Source organism: Nocardia sp. NPDC006982, assembly GCF_042869435.1.
Classification (GTDB): Bacteria; Actinomycetota; Actinomycetes; order Mycobacteriales; family Mycobacteriaceae; genus Nocardia.
Genome location: NZ_JBIAFV010000014.1, coordinates 61,964 through 81,641, shown reverse-complemented (window position 1 = coordinate 81,641; position 19,678 = coordinate 61,964). Strand labels below are relative to the sequence as shown.

Sequence of the window (19,678 nt, the reverse complement as noted above, 5' to 3'; positions counted from 1 at the left end):
GTCCTGCCTCGTGCGCGAGCGTTTCCCGCTGTCACACCCCTGACCAGCGCGGCGGCCGAGATGTGACAGGCACGGGTCAGCCCACCTGCAGTTCCATGAGTGCCAAGGTCTCCGGGTCGGCCAGCAGGTCGATCGCCACGATCCGGCCCTCGGACACGGTGAAATCGAAGACCACGCGCGGTTCGCCACCAACGGACCACACGAGGCCCGCCCGTCCGTCGATGAGCGCGAGCTGCGCCGCCCTGGCCCGGCCGGAGAAGGTCTGCGCGACGGCATCCGCACCGGACGCGCCCGCGGCACCGGTGGCGATGGCCGCGGCGTCGACGCGCAGCACCACATCCGGATCGAGCAGGGTCAGCAGCGCCTCGAATTCACCGCTGCGCGAGGCGGCGAGGAATGCGTCGACCACCGCACGCTGGCGATCGCGGTCGGCGGCGGCTCTGACACCCTGCACCCGCCGCCGCGCCCGACTGGCCAATTGCCTTGCGGCCGTGGGAGTTTTGCCGACGATCGGCGCGATCTCGTCGAACGGCACGGCGAACATATCGTGCAGTACGAAAGACAGCCGCTCCGGTGGGGCAAGGGTGTCGAGCACGACGAGTAGGGCCAGCCCGATCGAATCGCCGAGCACCGCTTCCTGTTCCGGGCCGTGGACATCGGGCACCGGTTCGCATTCGTCGAGCGGTTCCTCGCGCCGCGTCTTGCGGTACTGCAGCATATTCAGGCAGACCCGGGCTACCACGGTGGTGAGCCAGCCACCCAAATTCTCGATCTCGTCGCTATCGGAACGGCTCAGTCGCAGCCAGGCCTCCTGGACGGCGTCATCGGCCTCGCTGCCGGAGCCGAGCATGCGATACGCCACCGCGAGCAGATGCGTGCGGTGCTCCTCGAAGCGCTCGGCAAGAAATTTCTCGTCCACTTGTCACATTCTCCCGATCGGGCTGGTCATGTACGTGAACCGGAAACCGCAACCGCGAACGAGGAGCGAATGATGACCACTGGACTGCAGACCATCGTGTACCCCGTCACCGACCTGGTCAAGGCGAAGAGCGTGTACGGCGCGCTGTTCGGCTCGGAGCCCACCGCCGACACCCCGTACTACGTCGGCTACCGGGTGGCGGGCCAGGACATCGGCCTGGACCCGAACGGCCACAAGAAGGGTATGACCGGCCCGATCGGCTACTGGACCGTCGATGACATCGACAAGCAGCTGGCCACCCTGGTCGAGGCCGGCGCCGAGGTGACCCAGCAGCCGACGAATGTCGGCGGCGGAAAGCTGATCGCGACCGTCGAGGACGCCGACGGGAATGTCTTCGGCCTGATGCAGCCGTAGGCGAGGATCGAACCATGCCCTCCGAGACCTATGACGTGCGCCCGATCGGCCGGGTGCGCTCGCCGCTGACCGATCCGGCGGATGCGCCGAAACAAGGCGACGAAGGCGCACCGCCCGCCGAGATCGTGCTCGAGCCCGAGGTCGCGGCGGGCGCGGCGGGCTTGCGGCCCGGCGCTGAGGTGCTGGTGTTCACCTGGTTGCACCGGGCGGATCGGGACGTGCTCGCGGTGCATCCGCGCGGCGACCCCACCCGCCCGGTCACCGGGGTGTTCGCGACGCGCGCCCCGCATCGACCGAATCCGATCGGGCTGCACCGGGTCACAATCGCCGATATCGATGGGGCGACGCTCACCGTGCACGGTTTGGAAGCGATCGACGGCACCCCGGTGCTGGATCTGAAACCGGTGCTCGGTCCGACCGCTGAGCGCTGAGTGACACCCCCCGTTCCGGGGGCTGGACTATCGACCAGTAGCGGTCGATAGTTCTCGGGTGACTGTGCTGTTGCGTGGTGTGGCCGGGGTTCTGTTGATGCTCGGATTGCTGGCGCCGGTATCGGCGGCGGACCCGGTCGGTGTGCCGTTCCAGTGGTCGCAGAGCTTCATCACCGCACCGGACGGTACCCGGCTGCACGCCGATATCCTGCGCCCGCAGGGCATTTCCGCGGATGCGCGCACGCCGGTGGTGATGACCGTCAGCCCGTATCGCTCGCATAGTGCCTATCTGAGCGTGCCGCGTCTCGAGGGTGGGCCGTCCACCGACGACCTGCACGTCGCGATGTTCCTGAATGCGGGCTACACCTACGTCATCGTGGATCTGCGCGGCTACGGCGGCTCGTCCGGTTGTCCGGATTTCGGTGGGCCGGGTGAACGCTCGGATGTGGCCACCGCCGTGGAGTGGGCGGCGGGGCAGCCGTGGTCGACCGGTCGGGTCGGCATGATCGGCACCTCCTACGAGGCCTGGACCGGGATGATGGGGCTGGCCGCCAAACCCGCGGGGCTGGCCGCCGTCGCGGCGTTCGGACCGGATGTCGACCCGTACGCGTACATGTACATGCAGGGGGTCGCATGGAAGTTCTCCGGTAAGCCGGTCACCGAGAGCGGCATTCGCCCAGCCGAAATGACCGGTTTCGAGCACCTGCTCATCGCCTCCACACCGGGCCGGCCCGACGACTCCCCCGAGTACCAGTCCAATGCCGTCCAGGTTTCGGCGGGGTGCTACGAGCAATTCGCGGCGAACACCACCAACCATGACGCCACCACTGCGTTCTGGCGCGATCGCGACCTCGTGGCAGAGTTGCGCGGCAATACCATTCCGCTGTTCGTCGGCCAGGGCTTCCTCGATTACAACACCCGGGCGTATCGCATCTTCGACGTCTGGAATGCGCTCGGTCCCGGCGATCATCGTGCTTGGTTCGGCCAATGGGGCCACAGCGATTGCGACAGCAAATGCGGCGCACCGGATTTCGATACCCAACTACTCGCCTTCTTCGACAAGCATGTCGCCGACCGCGATATCGAGGTGCCCGGCCCGCGCGTGACGGTCGGCCAATTCGATGGCGGCTGGCGCTCCGAAACCGCATGGCCGCCCCCTGACTCGCGCCGCATTCCGATCGACCTGCGCACCGGCACCTATACCGATCGCGGCCTGCTGCCGGGACCCGATCGCGAGATCTGGTCCATTTCCGAACAGCTGAGCACCACCCAGCACATCTCCGGAATTCCGACGGCGTCGCTGCGCCTGTCCGGTCCGCCGACCGCGACGGTCGCGGTCGAGTTGTTCGATATCGCTCCCGACGGCCGCGGCACCATCATCACCCGCGGCATTGCTCCGGTCGCCGATACCGCCGAGATCAGACTGTTGGCGCAGGACTGGCCGATCATTGCCGGGCACCGCCTCGGCGTGCGGATCACCGATGTCGTCGACGACGTCTGGTCCCACACCGCCGCCAATGCCCAGGTCACCGTCGTCTCGGCGCGCCTGGACCTGCCTCTGCTCAGCACCCCGCGTACCCCCGACCTCACCGCCGGCACCAGCGAGGCCTGGGCGAAGTGGCGCGACCAGAAGGTCCGCGCACTCGGCCCCGAGGTGTTGAATGCAGTGGTGCCCATGAACTTGCCGAATGAGACCGGCCCTCGATGACAGGTAACGCCGCGCAGACCCACACCACGCGGGTGGTCGTCGATACGCACGTCGCCGAACGCCTCGCGCAGGCCTTGCGCTGCGCGACGGTTTCCTACGAGCCATCGGATACCGCGGAGCCCACAGAACCCAGCGACGCAGCATTCGTCCGGCTGGGCGCGCACCTGGAACAGTCGTTCCCACTGGTCCACGCCGAACTGGAATTGGAGCGGTTCGGGCACAGCAGGCTGTATCGCTGGCCGGGCGTCGAACCGGATCGGGTGTCGGCGATTCTGCTCGCCCATCAGGATGTGGTGCCGGTCGATGATCTGGGGCGGTGGACGCATCCGCCGTTCGCGGGCGTGGTGGATGACGAATTCATCTGGGGCCGTGGGGCAATCGATGACAAGAGCCGGTTGATCGCGATTCTGGAGGCGGTCGAATCCGCACTCGCCGCGGGAGTTCGCCCGCGGCACACCATCTATCTGGCATTCGGGCACGACGAGGAGGTGTTCGGGGACGACGGCGCGGTGCGCATGGCGCAACGGCTGCGCGAATCCGGTGTGCACGCGGATCTGTTGCTCGACGAGGGTGGTGTCATCCTCGACGATATCGCCGATGGCATAGACCGGCCGGTGGCCTCGATCATGGTGGGCGAGAAAGGCTATGCGACCGTTCGCCTTTCGGTATCGGCGGTGGGCGGACATTCGTCCATGCCCGGCAGACAGACCGCGGTCGGACGGATCGCCCGCGCGGTCGGCCGAATCCAGGACCATCCGATGCCGCTGCGGTTGACGCCGGTGGTGTCCGACATGGTCGCCAGACTGCGCCACGTCATGCCCGAATATCGCCGCCTCCTGCTCCGCTTCGCCGGACTGGCCACGCCGGTGATCATCCGGATACTCGCGGCCCGTCCGCAGACCGAGGCAATGGTGCGCACCACGACCGCGCCGACGGTCATCCGTGGCGGCGTCAAACCCAATGTGCTGCCACAGCAGGCCGAGGCCCTGGTGAATTTCCGCATCCTGCCCGGCGATTCGGTCGAATCGGTGCTCGCACACTGCCGCAAGGTGGTGCGCGACGCGGACGTGCGGATCGAACTCGTCGGTATGACCTCCGAGCCCTCCCCCGGCAAACCGCCCGGCCCGGCATTCGACATGATCGCGGGCCTGGCCGAGTCCGTCGTCCCGGGCATCGCGGTGACCACCGGCATCGTCCCCGGCGCCACCGATTCCCGGCACTACGACGACCTCGCCGCCACCCGCTGCAACTTCGCCCCCATCCTGCTGACCAAGGCGGGTGTGGAAACGATCCACGGAACCGACGAGCGCATCTCCCTGGTGAACTACGCTCGGCTCATCGAGTTCAACCGGCGGCTGATAGATCAGCTCGCGGCGCCGACACCTACCCGAGGAGCCGATGCATGACAACCGATCCGAAGGCCGGCGAGTTCGCCGAGCCGACACCGGTCACCGAGGGCGAATTCGACGGCATCGGCAGCCGAATCGCTTGGCGCGCATGGCTTCCCGACACAACTGCGCGCGCGACGATCGTGCTCGTGCACGGCGTCGCCGAACACTCCGGCCGCTACGCCCATGTCGGAAAGCGACTGGCGGACAATGGTTTCGCGGTCTACGCGCTCGACCATCTCGGCCACGGCAAGTCGGCGGGCAACAACGCGAATATCGGTTCGATGGCCGGCTCCGCCGACAATGTCGCGGAGATGCTGAAGATCGCGAGCCGCGAGCATCCGGATGTGCCGCGGTTCCTGCTCGCGCATTCGATGGGCAGCCTGATCACGTTGTATCTGGCGGTCCGGGCGCCGATCGACGTCGACGGCATCGTATTGTCGGCGCCGCCGCTGGATATCGCGGTCGGCAATCCGCTGCAGCGCCTGCTCGGTCCGCTGCTGTCCCGGTTCGCGCCGAATGTCGGTGTGCTGAAACTGGATTCGTCGATGATCAGCCGCGATCCCGAGGTGGTGCGCGCCTACGACAACGATCCGCTGGTCTTCCGCGGCATGCTCCCGGCCCGAACCGGTATGGAGATGCTGAATGCCACCGAGTTCGTCAAGAGCCGTCTGGACAAGCTCACCGTGCCGCTGCTGGTGTTGCACGGCACTGCCGACGCCATCGCGGCACCGTCGAGCACCGATCTGATCGAGCAGGGCGCGGGTTCGAAGGATCTCACGGTGATCCGCTACGAGGGCCTCTACCACGAAGTCTTCAATGAGCCCGAACAGGACAAGGTGCTCGCCGATGTCCTGGAGTGGCTGCAGGCCCACGTAGCGGACGAGTGAGCCGCTAGCGGTAGTTCGTCAGGCAGGTCTGCTCGCCGTCGAGGACTCCGGTGCGAAACGCCTCCAACCGCTGGAACCCGCTCCCCACCACCTTGCCGTCCACATCACTGGCGACCAGACCGTCGGCGAGCAGTCCGGAGACCGCCTCGTCGAGATCGTTCGCCGACAGCCGCGGATCGCTGGCCGGTTCGCTCAGCTTGGTCGTCACGACTCCGGTGAGGCATGCGGTGCGCAATCCGGCGGACTCGGCCCCGGTGAGGGAGAGCTTGCGTTCCTGTTGCACCGCAAGGACATAGCGGGAGATGAACACGGCGAAGGCGTTGTAATCACCGTCCACCACCGCTGAGAGCGGTTCGTCGTCGCCCTTCATCGCCCCGCCGCGTTTGGCGAGTTCGGGCACATCGGTGCCGATCTTGTTCGAACTCGGGCAGTACGAGACCGGCTCGGTAGCAGTTACTTTCGAGCAGTTCTTGATGATCCCGTTGTAGTCGTACTGCGGCGCCTGCTGCAGCGGGAAGATCTTCGCCAGCGCCTTGCTCAGGCTGGTCAGCGATGCCACGTCGACCGGAAGCTGGGCGTCCTGTTCGCCGTTCTCGTACGTCGTCGGCAGGGTGCCCCGACGCTGCTCGATCTCCTTCTTGTTGATCTTCTTGCAGCCCTGGGCACCGTCGGTGTAGCCGATCTGCACCGCGGTCACCCGCTCGAAGGCCGAACCGTGCACATTCTTCGGGTTATCCGGATCGGTATCGCGCACCGCGATGGTCGCGCCGAGGACCGCATTGAGCCCGTCGGTCATATTCAACGTGAAATGCGCCGAATTCCCTTCCGCCACATGGCGCAGGAATACACCGGCCAGGCAGTCGGCCTGCTGCTCCTTCACCAGTGTCCCCGTGAAGAATCCGGCGATCTTGGCCTGCCCCTGAATGGAGTGACCGTATTCGTGCGCGAGCACCATCACGATCGCCATATCGCTGTACTTTTCCTGCAACAGCGGCAGCAGCACACCGCGGTCCCAGCCGATGGTGTGGTCCACGCTGCAGTAGGCGGCGTTGACCAGATGGTAGGTGCTGGACTTGCAGAATGTGATCGCCTGCTCCTTGGAGGCCTTGGCATCCCAGGAGATATAGCGGCTCACCGGCTTGAAGGTGCCGGGAAAGTTCTTGCCGTACTCGGTCTTCCAGAAATCTTCCAGATCGGCGATGGTGTTGAGGGCGAGTTTGTCGACCGCGCCGCCGTCGCCGTTCTCCGCGGTGAGCGGTGCGTCCGGGACCCCCTTGCGCGGGCCACTCGGACCGCTGTTGGAGACCGCGCCGGTCAGTTCCCACGGATTGTCCGCGGTCACCGCGCTCGCCCCCGGCCGGCCCGCCTTGCTGTCACAGCCGACCAGCGCCGCGCCGACCAACAGCAATACCGCGACCACCCCGAACCGCAGCCGTCTAGTCCTCATCAGGTCTTTCCTCCCCGAACTCACTGTGGGTCCGTCCTCGGCGAACCCCGACCCGATGGGTCATACGCCTGCCCGTCGAGCGATCACATGGTAATCGCAGAAACCCTTGCGCGCGTATACGTCTGAGCGCATTCGCTCCGTCAGGCGTTCAACTGCACCTGTGCCAGTATCGCGCGATGATCGGATCCGGGAATGGTAAGCGAGCGGACGTCGGCCGACGTGCCATCGGCGACCAGAATGTGGTCGATGCCGATCACCGGACCCCACCGGCGATCCGCCGGATAGGTGAGCAGCGGCCCGGCACCCGCCTGATCCGCCGCAGCGACGAACCGGCCGCGCAGCAGATCGCGAAATGCCGAATGATCGCGGGTGGCATTGAAATCCGCGCCGACGATCGCGGGACCCTGTTGCGCGTCCAGTATTTCGCGAATCCTGTCCAGCTCGGAACTCCACGCCGGGAAGTCGACCGACGGCGGCACCGGATGGAATGCGAACACCGCGACCGGTCCGCGCTGTGGATGCTCCATGGTGGCGGACAGATTGTTCATCCAGAATCCGTCGTATTTCTTGGTGTCCCGCAACGGATATCGGCTGTAGATCCCGGTGCCGTTGCCGCCCCCACGGGGCTGTAGGAACTGATGTGGCAGCAACTCTTCGATTCCGGCCGCCGCGAGTCGCTGCGCCACCTCCGGTGTCAGCTCGTCGACGGTGAGCACCTCGACCCGGTTCTCCCGCACCGCCCGAACCACCGCCGCCGCATCCGCCTTCCCGAACAACAGATTCGACTGCATGACCGAAACTTCCGGCCCACTCGCCGCCCGACCCTCCGGAACGAACATCGGCACCTGCATCCACAACACCGACGCGACGATCACGCCGGCCGCCGCCGCACTCTTCCACCCCCGCGCGATCAGCAACAACAGCAACCCCAACCCTGCCCCGAGCATCAAATACGACGCACCCGATGCCAACAGCACCAAAGCCTGCCGCCGCCACGTCCCGAAATGCAGCACGATCCCCAGAACTCCCGCCGCCAAGGCGCACCACCCCAGCCCGAGCACCACCCGGTCCACCCATTTACGCATGCCCCGACCCTAACCGGCAGCCATGGAGGCCACGTGCGGCGATTGTGGAGATCTCGTGTGGAAGCACGCCTCCTACACTGGCCTGCAGAGAGTGAGGTGGTCGCGATGTATGTCGAGGAGTTCACGGCGATGGGTACGCTCACCGCGGACGCGGCCGAAGATCTTGCCCACACCGCGGGCCGGTTCACCTCGCGGATCACGGTGACGTGCAACGGGCACACGGTGCTGACACCGGTGCTGCCGTCGTGTTGGGACGAGTTGCGGGTGTGCGCGGGCAGCACGGTATCGATCACCGCCGAGCGAGGGTACCGCCCGCCCGACGATGAGGACCGCATTGCGCTGCGGGAATTCGTGCGCCACTTCCAGGTGCTGACCGCGGTCGATCCGGCGCGACTTGCGCTCAGTGGCGGTGCATCCGCTCGACGAGCGTCGCGGCGTCCGTGGTGAGCGAGCCCCCAGCGAAAGCCAGTGTGGCCAAGGAACGTTCGGCCGCATCCGGATGGCCCGCGCCGCAGGCATCGGTCACCACAATCGGGAGATAGCCCAGGTCAAGGCTGTGCCGGACGGTGGGTTCGATGCCGACCTCCAGAGCGATGCCCGCAATGGCGTAAGTGTCGATGCCCAAGTCGCGCAAGGCGATATCGAGCGGAGTCGCCGAGAAGGCCGACATGGTGATCTTATCGATGACCACCTCGTTCGGACCGGGCGTCAGCTCGGGGACGAGCTGATACTGGGGCGACCCCTGCGGGAAGCTGGAATTCACCTCGTTAGCGTTGTCGACCCGCTGCCACTCCATGGCGGTGCGCAGTTGCGCGACACCGGCCGCCGCGGGCGGCAAGGACATGTGCCGGGTGTAGAAGACGCGAAAACCGTTCTCCCGCGCAGCATCCCGCAGCTGCACACAGGCCTGGACGATCTTGTCGCCGTCCGGCAGCTGCCGCACGATGCCGACCTGCATGTCGTAGACGATCAGCGCCATCCTGGTCGGATCGCAGGCATCCGCGAGAGTCTGCGGAATGCTCAGACCGTAGGCGTATTGCATCAGGCCGACCCCACCTTCGTCCTGTCGTAGGGCTCGGCGACGTCGACGGACGGATCCATCAGCGCCTCCAGCGGCAAGGGCGCCTGCACCGGAACGTAGGTCCATTCCAGGTGACCGGCCTTGGTCAGCGGGAAATCGGCGACATAACGTTTCGCCTCCTCGACGCTGTCGACCTCGAATACGATCACCACGCCCGGCTCATCGGCGCGCGCATAGTTCTCGCGCACGATGCCCGCCTTCCACAGCCGCCACACATTGGCGACCTCCTCGGGGAGATAAGGGGTGATGGTCTCCATCGTCACGCCGGGCTTGAAGCTGTCGAAAACGATGACTTTCACGGGAATCGAACTCCATGTCTGCAGAATGTGGTGCGGCCGCGCCGCAGTGCGAGTTCCATGTAAGCCCGATGATTACAGTGTTACAAGAACGCACTTTTTGGTGAGTACCGGGAGGCGAGCAATGCCGGAGAAGCGCTATTACTGCGCGGTGGAGGTGACCGTCGATCTCATCGACGGCAAATGGAAGCCGGTCATCCTGGCTCACCTCAAGGAGGGCGTGCGCCGCTACGGCGAGTTGCGGCGCCTGATGCCGAGCACCAGCGAGAAAATGCTCGTCCAGCAACTGCGCGACCTGGAGTCCGACGGCCTGATCCGCCGCACCACTTTCGATACCGTGCCGCCCCAGGTCGAATACGACCTGACCGAGGAAGGCTGGAGCCTGGTCCCGGTGCTCACCGCCCTCTACGAATGGGGCCAAAAACGCGCCGACCGCACAGGCATCCCCCTGCCCTGAGCGAAATCACGACGGTAGTCAAATGGCGGCCGCCGCGCCCACTGAGAACCACCTTTCGACTACCGTCGGCGCGGGTCAGCCGCCGAAGACGCGCTCCACCACGGCTTTTGCGCGGCGGGTGATGCGCATGTAGTTGTCCAGGAACTCGCTGCCGTCGTCGTTCGGCCAGCCGGCGACGCGTGCGACGGCCGATAGTAGACGGCCCGGGCCGGGTAGTTGATCGGCCGGCTTGCCGCGCACGAGCACCAGTGCGTTGCGTGCCCTGGTCGCCGTGATCCAGGCTTCGCGCAGCAGCGAAACATCTTCGATCGCAAGCAATTTGGTCTGCTCGATGACATCGAGGCATTCCAGCGTCGAGGTGTTGTGCAGTGCGCGTACATCGTCGGCGTAGCGCAGCTGCATCAGCTGTACGGTCCATTCGATATCGGCGAGACCACCGCGCCCGAGTTTGGTATGGGTCGCCGGATTCGCACCGCGCGGCAGGCGTTCGGCATCCACCCTGGCCTTGATCCGGCGGATCTCGCGCACCGCCTCCGCCGATACCCCGCCCTCGGGATAGCGCACCTTGTCGATGATGTGCAGGAACCGGACACCGAGGTCCTGGTCCCCGGCCACCTGATGCGCGCGCAGCAGGGCCTGCACCTCCCAGGGCTGCGCCCACTGCTCGTAGTAGGCGGCATAGGCGGCCAGCGTGCGCACCAGCGCGCCGTTGCGTCCCTCCGGGCGCAGTCCGGCGTCGACCTGCAGCGGCGGATCGGTACTCGGCGCACCGAGCAACCGCTGCACCTTCTCCGCAATGCCGATCGCCCATTTCACGGCCTTGGTCTCGTCCTCGCCGGGACGCGGGTCGCAGACGAAGAGCACATCGGCATCGGAGCCGTAACCGAGTTCCAGGCCGCCCAGTCGCCCCATGCCGATCACCGCGAAATCGGCCGGTGCCTGCGCCCCGAGTTCGACCTCGCTGGCTCGAATCACCGCGCGCAGCGCGGCTTCCAGCACCGCGACCCACACCGAGGACAGCGCCCGGCATACCTGCGGCACGTCCAGCATGCCGAGCAGATCGGCCGAGGCCACCCGCGCCAATTCGTGCCGGCGCAGCGAACGGGCCGCGGCCACAGCACGTTTCGGATCGTCGTAGCGTGCCGCCGCGGTAAGGATCCCGCGCGCAACGTCTTCCGGCTGCGGGCTGAGCAACAGCGGCCCGCCCGGACCGTCGGCATACATCCGGATCGTGTCCGGTGCGTTGATCAGCAGATCCGGCAGATATTCCGAGGAGCCGAGCACGATCATCAACCGCTGCGCGATCGCGCCCTCGTCGCGCAATTCGCGCAGGAACCAGATCTGATCGTCCAGGCCCTCCGAGACCCGCCGGTAAGCGAGCAGTCCGGCATCGGGATTCGGTGTGTCCCCGAGCCATTCGAGCAGGGTCGGCAAGAGCAGCGCCTGAATCCGGCCCTTGCGCGATACCCCGCCGGTGAGCGCTTTCAGATGTCCCAGCGCGTTTTCCGGGGCCACATAGCCGAGCGCCGCCAACTGCCGGATCGCCGCGTCCGGGCTCAGGCGCAGCGCGTCGGGATCCAACTTGACCACCGATTCGAGCAATGGCCGATAGAAGAGTTTGGCGTGTAATCGCCGCACCCGCACCGCATTTCGGCGAATCTCATTGCTCAGCACGCCGACCGCGTCCTGCCGTCCGTCCGGGCGGATATGGGCCGCGCGCGCCAGCCAGCGCATGCCCTCCTCGTCATCGGCGGCGGGCAACGTGTGAGTGCGCTTGAGCCGCTGCAACTGCAGCCGGTGTTCGAGCAGGCGCAGGAATTCATAGGAGGCGGTGAGATTCGCGGCATCGTCGCGGCCGACATAGCCGCCCGCCGCCAACGCCGTCAGCGCCTCGATGGTGTCCTGCACATGCAGGGTCTCGTCCACCCGTCCGTGTACCAATTGCAGTAGCTGCACGGCGAATTCGACATCGCGCAGGCTGCCGTGGCCGAGTTTGAGTTCGCGTTCGCGCAGATCGGCGGGCACCAGATCCTCCACTCGGCGCCGCATCGCCTGCACATCGGCGACGAAGTCGGGGCGCTCGGAGGCGGTCCACACCATCGGCATCAGCGCGTCGCGGTACTGCTCTCCCAGTGCCAGATCGCCGGTCATCGGCCGCGCCTTGAGCAGTGCCTGGAACTCCCAGGTCCTGGCCCAGCGCTTGTAGTACGCGATATGCGAGTCCAGGGTGCGCACCAGCGCGCCCGCCTTGCCCTCGGGCCGCAGTGCCGCGTCGACCTCGAAGAAGGCCGCGCTACCCACGCTCATCATCTCGGCGGCCAACCGGGTGGCGGTGGCATCGGCCGGTTCGGCCACGAAGACGACATCGACATCGCTGACGTAGTTGAGTTCGCAAGCACCGCTCTTGCCCATGGCGATCACGGCCAGCCGCACCGGCACCGGCGCGTCCTTGCAGACCCGGGACACCGCTACCGCGAGCGCCGCGGTCAGTGCGGCATCAGCGAGATCGGTGAGATGGCGGCCGACCACCTGATACGGCAGCACCGGCTCGTTCTCCACGGTGGCAGCCAGGTCCAGCGCGGCCAAGAGCATCAGCTGATCGCGATATCGCTTGCGCAGCAGCGCAACTGCCTCGGGACCGGACAGCTCGGCCCGGTACAGCACGGCATCCGCGTGCGGACTCTCGGCCGGTACCGCTTGCACAGCCGCCAACAGATCGGCGATCAGCTCCTCGCGCGCGGGCAACTTGTCGCGCAGCAGAATTCGCCATGCGGGAGGGTCTGCGACCAGATGATCAGCGAATGCGCTCGATGACCCGATGAGCGCGAAAAGCCTGCCGCGCAAGGCGGTATCGATCCGCAGCGTCGAATCGAGTTCGGACCAGTCCTCGCCGAGTGCCGCCTGCAACCGCGTCAGCGTCAGCAGTGCGAGATCCGCATCGGGCGCGCGAGACAGCGCCCACAGCACCGGAATGGAGTCGATATTGTCCCAAGCCAACTCTCGTAACGAGGCGGCGGCGGTCGGCTCGAGCAAGCCGAGCCGACCGACACCGGGGACAGCAGAACGAGCAGACGGCGGCCGGACCATAAGTCCAACTTAGATGGCCGATCATCTCTTTCCACCCGCCCGGGTGGAAAGAGTCGCAAACGTAGCCGACTGAGCCGGGTTTAACCGACTAGAGGCCGAGGTACTCCTTCAGCTCGTACGGGGTCACCTGGCTGCGGTAGTCCGCCCATTCCCGGCGCTTGTTGCGCAGGAAGAAGTCGAAAACGTGCTCGCCGAGCGTCTCGGCGACCAGCTCCGAGCGCTCCATCGACTGCAGCGCCTCGTCGAGCGTGCCGGGCAGCTCACGGAAGCCCATGGCGCGCCGCTCGGCGACGGTCAGCGACCACACGTCGTCCTCGGCCTCCGGCGGCAGCGTGTAACCCTTCTCGATGCCACGCAGACCGGCGGCAAGCAGCACGGCGAAGGTCAGGTATGGGTTGCAGGCCGAATCTGGGCTGCGGATCTCGACACGGCGCGAGGAGGACTTGTTCGGGGTGTACATCGGCACCCGCACCAGCGCGGAGCGGTTGGACCGGCCCCACGAGGCCGCCGTCGGCGCCTCACCGCCGTGGATGAGCCGCTTGTAGGAGTTCACCCACTGGTTGGTGATCGCACTGATCTCCGGGGCGTGCTCCAGGATGCCCGCGATGAAGGCCCGCGCGGTCGCGGAGAGGTTGATCGGATCGTCCGGATCATGGAAGGCGTTGGCCTCCCCCTCGAACAGGCTCATATGGGTGTGCATGGCCGAGCCCGGGTACTGGGCGAACGGCTTGGGCATGAAGGTCGCGCGCACGCCCTCGTCGATCGCCACTTCCTTGATCAGGTAGCGGAAGGTCATCACGTTGTCGGCCATGGACAGCGCATCGGCGTAGCGCAGGTCGATCTCCTGCTGCCCCGGGGCGCCCTCGTGGTGGCTGAACTCCACCGAGATGCCCATCGACTCCAGCGCGTCGATGGCGTGGCGACGGAAGTTGGGGGCGGAATCGTGCACGGCCTGATCGAAGAAGCCGCCCGAATCGGCCGGGATCGGCATGGAGCCGTCCTGCGGGCTGTCCTTCAGCAGGAAAAATTCGATCTCCGGGTGCACGTAGCAGCTGAACCCGACGTCACCGGCCTTGTTGAGCTGACGCCGCAGCACGTGGCGCGGGTCGGCCCAGGACGGCGAACCGTCGGGCATGGTGATATCGCAGAACATGCGCGCGGAGTGCTGGTGGCCTTTACTGGTCGACCACGGCAGCACCTGGAAGGTCGAGGGATCCGGCCGCGCGACCATATCGGCCTCCGACACCCGGGCGAAGCCCTCGATGGCCGAGCCGTCGAAGCCGATGCCCTCTTCGAAGGCGCCCTCCAGCTCCGCCGGAGCGATGGCAACGGACTTCAGATAGCCCAACACATCGGTGAACCAGAGACGCACGAAGCGGATATCCCGCTCTTCGAGCGTCCGCAGCACGAATTCCTTCTGGCGATCCATGTCGCCGAGCGTAAGCACCCGGCGTTAAATCCGTGTTACATACACGCTTAGGGATTGCAATCCCAACATTCGGAATGAATCGCACGGGGTGCAAGATCGCGTTGTGAGCCGGGGGATCAGCAGGTCAGACCGGCCTCAGGGACCTTCAGATCGGTGAGGTAGGAGATCACCGCGTCGTCAAGGCACTGGTCACCCGCGACCAGTGCCGCGGTGTGTCGGGTGCCCTTGTAGGTGATCAGTGCGGCTCCCAACTGGTTGGCCAGATCGACACCGGCTTGATACGGCGTCGCGGGATCCTCAGTGGTCGACACCACCACCGTCTTCGGCAGACCCGGCGCCGAAACCTTGTGCGGTGTGCCGGTGTTCGGCACCGGCCAGACGGCGCACAGTTCCAGCGGTGCGCTCCCGGTGCCGCGGCCGTCGTCCAGGAACGGCGCCGCCTTGCGGTATTCCGTGTCCTGTCGACCCACCACCGCACGATCGTTGATCGGCGGATCGTCGACGCAGCGGATGGCGTTGAAAGCCTCCTGCGTGTTGTCGTAGTTACCGTCGTCGCGGCGGCCGTCGTAGAGATCGGCCAGCTTGAGCAGCGTGTCGCCCCGCCCGTCGCGCAATTCGGACAGGCCGACGGTGAGCACCCGCCAGAAATCATCGGAGTAGAGCGCCTGCTGCACACCGGTGATGGCATCGCCGTAGCTGAGTCCGCGCGAATCGGTGGTCGCGGCCGGTTTGGTCTCCAGCGGATTCACCAGCGCGCGGAACTTCGCGACCGCCTGGGCCGGATCGGTGCCGACCGGGCAGTCCGCCTGCTTGGCGCATTCCGCGGCATAGGCTTCGAATGCCTGCTGGAAGCCCGCCGCCTGCCGCAGTGATTCCTGCACCGGATCCTGGGATGAGTCCACCGCACCGTCGAGCACCAGCGCGCGCACATTGTCCGGGAACTTCTCGGCGTAGGCCGAGCCGAGCTTGGTGCCGTAGGAGTAGCCGAGGTAGCTGAGCTTCGGATCGCCGAGGACGGCGCGGATCACATCCATGTCCTGCACCACCTCGCGGGTGCCGACATGGGCCAGGAATTCGGTGCCGGTGCGCTCGACGCAGTGACCGACGAACTGACGGTTCTCGTCCTCGGCCTTGGCGATGCCGTCCGGGGTGTTGTCGGTGGGGGGTTCGGCGCGTTCGGCGTCGTTCTGCTGCGGGGTCAGACAGGCGATGGTCGGGGTCGAGGAGCCGACACCGCGTGGATCGAAGCCGACCCTGTCGAAGCGCTCGGCCAGCGGCGTCTTACCCGCGATACCCGCCATCGACAGACCCGATACGCCCGGCCCGCCGGGATTGAGCAGCAGTGAGCCGATCCGCTTGCCGCTGGCCGGTATTCGGGCCAGCGCGATCTGTGCGGTCGCGCCGTCGGGCTTTGTGTAGTCGACGGGCACGGTGATGCGGGTGCATTCGGTATTGGGTGCGGGGCGGTCGTCCGGGGAGCCGAAATCGTCGCAGGAACCCCAGTTCGCGGTCTGGCTGTAGAACTTCTCGAGACCCTGGGGAGGTGTGGGTAACGCATTGTCCGGCGCATCCTTGGATGCGCTGCATCCGGCCGCCACCACCGCCAACGTCACCGCGACCAGCACACCACGCGACCCACTCCGCACCACAGACATGGGAAAGATCCTGCCATTGCCGTGCGTCCGGTCGCCCGGCGGCGCGGATACGGCTGTGACCAAATGCACCGTCATCGCCCTTAAGTCGCGATCGCACGGGTGGCAGACTGGATTGGTCACACAACCCGGGGACCCGGACGGGCCTCGAGGCGACAATTACGAAAGGGACGATGATGTCCGTATCCGAATCGGAGACCCCTGCCTACGGCGCTGCCCCCGCTGCCAAGCCTGCCAAGCGCAAGACGCGGGTACCTCATCTGCAGCAGATGAAGGCCGATGGCGAGAAGTGGTCGATGTTGACCGCCTACGACTATTCCTCCGCTCGCATCTTCGAAGAAGCCGGAATTCCGGTGCTACTGGTGGGCGACTCCGCCGCCAACGTCGTCTACGGCTACGACACGACTGTGCCGATCACCGTCGACGAGCTCATCCCGCTGGTGCGCGGCGTGGTCCGTGGTGCACCGCATGCGCTGGTGGTGGCCGATCTGCCGTTCGGCACCTACGAAACCTCGCCGCAGCAGGCGCTGGCCACCGCGACCCGGTTCATGAAAGAGGGCGGTGCGCACGCGGTCAAGCTGGAGGGCGGTGAGCGGGTCGCCGAGCAGATCGCGCTGATCACCTCGGCCGGTATTCCGGTGATGGCGCATATCGGCTTCACCCCGCAGAGCGTCAATACCCTCGGCGGTTTCCGGGTGCAGGGCCGCGGCGACGGCGCCGAGCAGCTCATCGCCGATGCCATCGCGGTCCAGGAGGCCGGTGCGTTCTCCGTGGTGATGGAGATGGTGCCCGCCGAACTGGCCGGGCAGGTTACCCGCAAGCTGACCATCCCGACCGTCGGCATCGGCGCCGGCGCGGAATGCGATGCGCAGGTGCTGGTCTGGCAGGATATGGCGGGCTTCACCAGCGGCAAGACCGCAAAGTTCGTCAAGCGGTTCGGCCGGATCGGCGATGAATTGCGTTCCGCCGCAGCCACTTACGCCGACGAGGTGCGCCGAGGGACCTTCCCCGGCCCCGAGCACAGCTTCTGAGTTCACGATGACCGGCCGAGCAGTGCACGCACCAGCGGCACTGCTCGGCCAACCCGTGCAACCGATGCTCGACTGGGCCACGGGCGTTCTCACCGATCGCGGCGTGAAAATCGTTGGTACGCCGGAGGAAACGCGACGGCGGGCGTGGTCGTTGATCGTGCGCATCCCGACCGATGCGGGTCCGACTTGGTTGAAGGCGAACGCTCGCGCCGGTGCACACGAGGGTCCGCTGCTGCGGGCATTGGCCCGGTTGCGGCCCGGCAGTGTGCTCGAACCGCTTGCGGTGCAACCGGATCACGGCTGGTTGCTCAGTCCCGACGGTGGTGCCACCGCGCAAGATTCCGCGGCCACGTGGTCAGAGTTGGTTCGCCGCTACGCCGACCTCCAGTTGGCGATGGGCGATCACATCGATGAGCTGCGCGCCACCGGCACACCGTATCTGCCACCGTCCCAACTGATCACGGTGTATCGGCATTTCGAGCCACGCGTTCCCGGCCTCGGCGCGGCGATCACCGAAGCCGGCGCGGCGCTTGCCGAATTCGGCAGGCTGAGCATCGAACACAATGATCTGCATCCGGGAAACGTGTTCACCGATTCGGACATGCTGTTCGACTGGGGCGATGCGGTAATCACCCATCCGCTGCTGTCCTGGCGCGTGCTGCGCGGTCCGCACCGCTCGGAATACCTGGACCGGTGGCGGCAGTCGTGCGCCGTCACCGATGCCGAAATCGCCCTTGTCGACCGGCTGGCACCGCTGGTCGCCCTGCATCCGTGGCGCACCATCGACGCGTCACCACCGCGGTTTGCGCGCTTCCTGCAGGGCTTGCTCGACGATCTGCGCGCGGGCTTCGGCCCGGTTTGATCGGCGGCGCACAGCAAACTCGCGCGGGCCAGGCGCGGCAAATAATGGCAGACTCGAAGCCGACAATGCCGACACGAGCAGAGGTACCGATGCCGCAACCCCGTTGGATTTCACGCAGCACGCTAGTGGTGGCGGGCCTATTCGCCGCCGCGGCGCTCACCGCCTGCGGGAGCGACTCGAGCCCGGCGCCCACCGGCAGCTCGAGTTCCACCACCGGATCGGCGACAGCCACCAGCGCGGGCAAGACCACCAGCGCACCGACGACGACCCTGGAGATCTCCGACGCGTCGGCCACCCAGCTGTGCGACATGATCCGCCCGGAACTGTCGAACTGGCGGGTGCAGGGTCCGACGCTGGGCCGGATCGGGCTCAATGCGCTGGTGCACGAATGGGCGCTGCGCAATGGCGGCATCAACGGCCATGTGCTCGCCGATAAGGCGATGATCGACCGGATCACCACCAAGAGCTGCGCCGATGTACACCAGCAGGCAATCGAGGCGCTGGAACTGCCCGATCTGGCTTCGGGAATCGCCTTCTGATGCGAACCCTCTACCCCGCGATCGAGCCGTACGAAACCGGCATGCTCGATGTCGGTGCGGGCCAGTCCGTGTACTGGGAGGTCAGCGGCAATCCCGACGGTAAGCCCGTGGTGTTCCTGCACGGCGGACCCGGTGGCGGCACCGAACCGTTCCACCGGCAGTTCTTCGATCCGGCCGCCTACAAGATCGTGCTGCTGGATCAGCGCGGCTGCGGACGGTCCACCCCGCATATCGCCGACGGTGCGAGCCTGGAGACCAATACCACCGCACATCTGCTCGCCGATATCGAAGCGCTGCGTATTCGTCTCGGCATCGACCGCTGGCAGGTATTCGGCGGCTCCTGGGGTTCCACGCTCGCACTCGCCTATGCGCAACAGCATCCGGAGCGGGTCACCGAACTGGTGCTGCGCGGGATATTCCTGTTGCGGCGCAAGGAAATCGACTGGTACTACAACGGCGCCGCGGGCAACATCTACCCCGACGAGTGGGAGAAGTTCCTGGCCCCGGTGCCAGTGGACGAGCGCGACAGCGATCTGGTGCAGGTGTACCACCGGCTGCTGCACTCCCCCGACGAGCAGGTCGCCGAAGCGGCCGCCATCGCCTGGTCCACTTGGGAGGGCGCGACGAGTTCGCTACTGCCGCACCCGGATCGGGTGCAGGAGAGCGCCCAGCCGCGGTTCGCGCTGGCCTTCGCTCGGATCGAGAACCACTACTTCGTCAATGGCGGATTCCTCGACGAGGGACAACTCCTGCGTGATATCGACAAGATCGCGCACATCCCGGCCGTCATCGTGCAGGGTCGCCACGATGTCGTCTGCCCGGCGACCAGTGCATGGGAACTGCATCGCGCGTGGCCCGGATCGGTACTGCACATCGTGGACGACGCCGGTCACGCCGCCGCCGAACCCGGAATCACCCACCATCTCGTCGAGGCGACCGACGGATTCGCGAAAGTGAGCTGA

Annotated in this window: 19 protein-coding genes; 11 read left to right on the top strand and 8 right to left on the bottom strand. The window is 66.3% G+C overall.

Annotation, left to right across the window (positions count from 1 at the left end; translation table 11 throughout):
• Positions 1-76: 76 nt before the first annotated feature.
• Complete coding sequence (locus tag ACFYOW_RS37505) at positions 77-919, bottom strand: sigma-70 family RNA polymerase sigma factor (RefSeq protein WP_387294809.1); 843 nt, start codon at positions 917-919, stop codon at positions 77-79.
• Between the two features lie 69 nt (positions 920-988).
• Here ACFYOW_RS37505 and ACFYOW_RS37500 point away from each other — a divergent pair, with 69 nt between their 5' ends.
• From ACFYOW_RS37500 to ACFYOW_RS37480, 5 genes are read left to right on the top strand one after another with little or no spacing between them, the layout of a single operon-like run.
• Positions 989-1,333: a VOC family protein gene (locus ACFYOW_RS37500; RefSeq protein ID WP_387294808.1), complete on the top strand. Its 345-nt coding sequence runs from the start codon at positions 989-991 to the stop codon at positions 1,331-1,333.
• Positions 1,334-1,347: 14 nt separating this feature from the next.
• A complete protein-coding gene (gene tsaA / locus ACFYOW_RS37495) occupies positions 1,348-1,764 on the top strand; it encodes a tRNA (N6-threonylcarbamoyladenosine(37)-N6)-methyltransferase TrmO (protein ID WP_387294807.1) in 417 nt (138 codons plus the stop codon).
• A gap of 58 nt (positions 1,765-1,822) precedes the next feature.
• Entirely contained in the window at positions 1,823-3,472 is a 1,650-nt protein-coding gene (locus ACFYOW_RS37490; protein ID WP_387294806.1) for a CocE/NonD family hydrolase, read from the top strand.
• Positions 3,469-4,878 (top strand): M20 family peptidase, encoded by a 1,410-nt coding sequence (locus ACFYOW_RS37485; protein WP_387294805.1) that lies wholly within the window; start codon positions 3,469-3,471, stop codon positions 4,876-4,878. Before ACFYOW_RS37490 ends, ACFYOW_RS37485 begins: the two co-directional genes overlap by 4 nt.
• The gene (locus ACFYOW_RS37480; RefSeq protein ID WP_387294804.1) at positions 4,875-5,750 is read left to right on the top strand and encodes an alpha/beta hydrolase; all 876 of its coding nucleotides are present in this window, start codon (positions 4,875-4,877) and stop codon (positions 5,748-5,750) included. Before ACFYOW_RS37485 ends, ACFYOW_RS37480 begins: the two co-directional genes overlap by 4 nt.
• Before the next feature lie 4 nt (positions 5,751-5,754).
• Here ACFYOW_RS37480 and ACFYOW_RS37475 read toward each other — a convergent pair whose 3' ends face one another.
• A complete protein-coding gene (locus ACFYOW_RS37475; RefSeq protein ID WP_387294803.1) occupies positions 5,755-7,197 on the bottom strand; it encodes a metallopeptidase in 1,443 nt (480 codons plus the stop codon).
• 140 nt (positions 7,198-7,337) lie between these two features.
• On the bottom strand, positions 7,338-8,282 hold the full coding sequence (locus ACFYOW_RS37470) for an endonuclease/exonuclease/phosphatase family protein (RefSeq protein WP_387294801.1): 945 nt from the start codon (positions 8,280-8,282) through the stop codon (positions 7,338-7,340).
• Positions 8,283-8,387: 105 nt separating this feature from the next.
• On the opposite strand from ACFYOW_RS37470, the gene ACFYOW_RS37465 reads away from it, so the two are divergent.
• On the top strand, positions 8,388-8,729 hold the full coding sequence (locus ACFYOW_RS37465) for a hypothetical protein (protein ID WP_387294800.1): 342 nt from the start codon (positions 8,388-8,390) through the stop codon (positions 8,727-8,729).
• Here the strand turns inward: ACFYOW_RS37465 and ACFYOW_RS37460 are convergent.
• Together ACFYOW_RS37460 and ACFYOW_RS37455 are read right to left on the bottom strand one after the other, a co-directional pair.
• Positions 8,683-9,324: a cysteine hydrolase gene (locus tag ACFYOW_RS37460; protein ID WP_387294799.1), complete on the bottom strand. Its 642-nt coding sequence runs from the start codon at positions 9,322-9,324 to the stop codon at positions 8,683-8,685. The genes ACFYOW_RS37465 and ACFYOW_RS37460 overlap by 47 nt on opposite strands.
• Positions 9,324-9,662 carry a hypothetical protein gene (locus tag ACFYOW_RS37455; protein WP_327096773.1) on the bottom strand — a complete coding sequence of 113 codons (339 nt, stop codon included), beginning with the start codon at positions 9,660-9,662 and terminating at the stop codon, positions 9,324-9,326. Before ACFYOW_RS37455 ends, ACFYOW_RS37460 begins: the two co-directional genes overlap by 1 nt.
• Positions 9,663-9,783: 121 nt before the next feature.
• Between ACFYOW_RS37455 and ACFYOW_RS37450 the strand changes: the two genes are divergently transcribed.
• Entirely contained in the window at positions 9,784-10,116 is a 333-nt protein-coding gene (locus ACFYOW_RS37450) for a winged helix-turn-helix transcriptional regulator (RefSeq protein WP_387294798.1), read from the top strand.
• A 75-nt stretch (positions 10,117-10,191) separates the two neighbouring features.
• Here ACFYOW_RS37450 and ACFYOW_RS37445 read toward each other — a convergent pair whose 3' ends face one another.
• The 3 genes from ACFYOW_RS37445 to ACFYOW_RS37435 all read right to left on the bottom strand — a co-directional run bounded on the left by ACFYOW_RS37445 (position 10,192) and on the right by ACFYOW_RS37435 (position 16,287).
• Positions 10,192-13,203, bottom strand: a complete 3,012-nt coding sequence (locus ACFYOW_RS37445; protein WP_387294797.1) for a bifunctional [glutamine synthetase] adenylyltransferase/[glutamine synthetase]-adenylyl-L-tyrosine phosphorylase — start codon at positions 13,201-13,203, stop codon at positions 10,192-10,194.
• Between the two features lie 88 nt (positions 13,204-13,291).
• The gene (gene glnA, locus ACFYOW_RS37440; protein WP_387294796.1) at positions 13,292-14,632 is read right to left on the bottom strand and encodes a type I glutamate--ammonia ligase; all 1,341 of its coding nucleotides are present in this window, start codon (positions 14,630-14,632) and stop codon (positions 13,292-13,294) included.
• A 116-nt stretch (positions 14,633-14,748) separates the two neighbouring features.
• Positions 14,749-16,287: an alpha/beta hydrolase gene (locus ACFYOW_RS37435; protein ID WP_387294795.1), complete on the bottom strand. Its 1,539-nt coding sequence runs from the start codon at positions 16,285-16,287 to the stop codon at positions 14,749-14,751.
• Positions 16,288-16,460: 173 nt separating this feature from the next.
• Between ACFYOW_RS37435 and panB the strand changes: the two genes are divergently transcribed.
• The 4 genes from panB (at position 16,461) to pip (ending at position 19,678) form a co-directional block, all read left to right on the top strand.
• Positions 16,461-17,315 (top strand): 3-methyl-2-oxobutanoate hydroxymethyltransferase, encoded by an 855-nt coding sequence (panB, locus tag ACFYOW_RS37430; RefSeq protein ID WP_387295025.1) that lies wholly within the window; start codon positions 16,461-16,463, stop codon positions 17,313-17,315.
• Positions 17,316-17,322: 7 nt separating this feature from the next.
• Positions 17,323-18,177 carry a phosphotransferase gene (locus tag ACFYOW_RS37425; RefSeq protein WP_387294794.1) on the top strand — a complete coding sequence of 285 codons (855 nt, stop codon included), beginning with the start codon at positions 17,323-17,325 and terminating at the stop codon, positions 18,175-18,177.
• 128 nt (positions 18,178-18,305) lie between these two features.
• Complete coding sequence (locus ACFYOW_RS37420; protein ID WP_387294793.1) at positions 18,306-18,716, top strand: hypothetical protein; 411 nt, start codon at positions 18,306-18,308, stop codon at positions 18,714-18,716.
• Positions 18,716-19,678 carry a prolyl aminopeptidase gene (gene pip, locus ACFYOW_RS37415; RefSeq protein WP_387294791.1) on the top strand — a complete coding sequence of 321 codons (963 nt, stop codon included), beginning with the start codon at positions 18,716-18,718 and terminating at the stop codon, positions 19,676-19,678. Before ACFYOW_RS37420 ends, pip begins: the two co-directional genes overlap by 1 nt.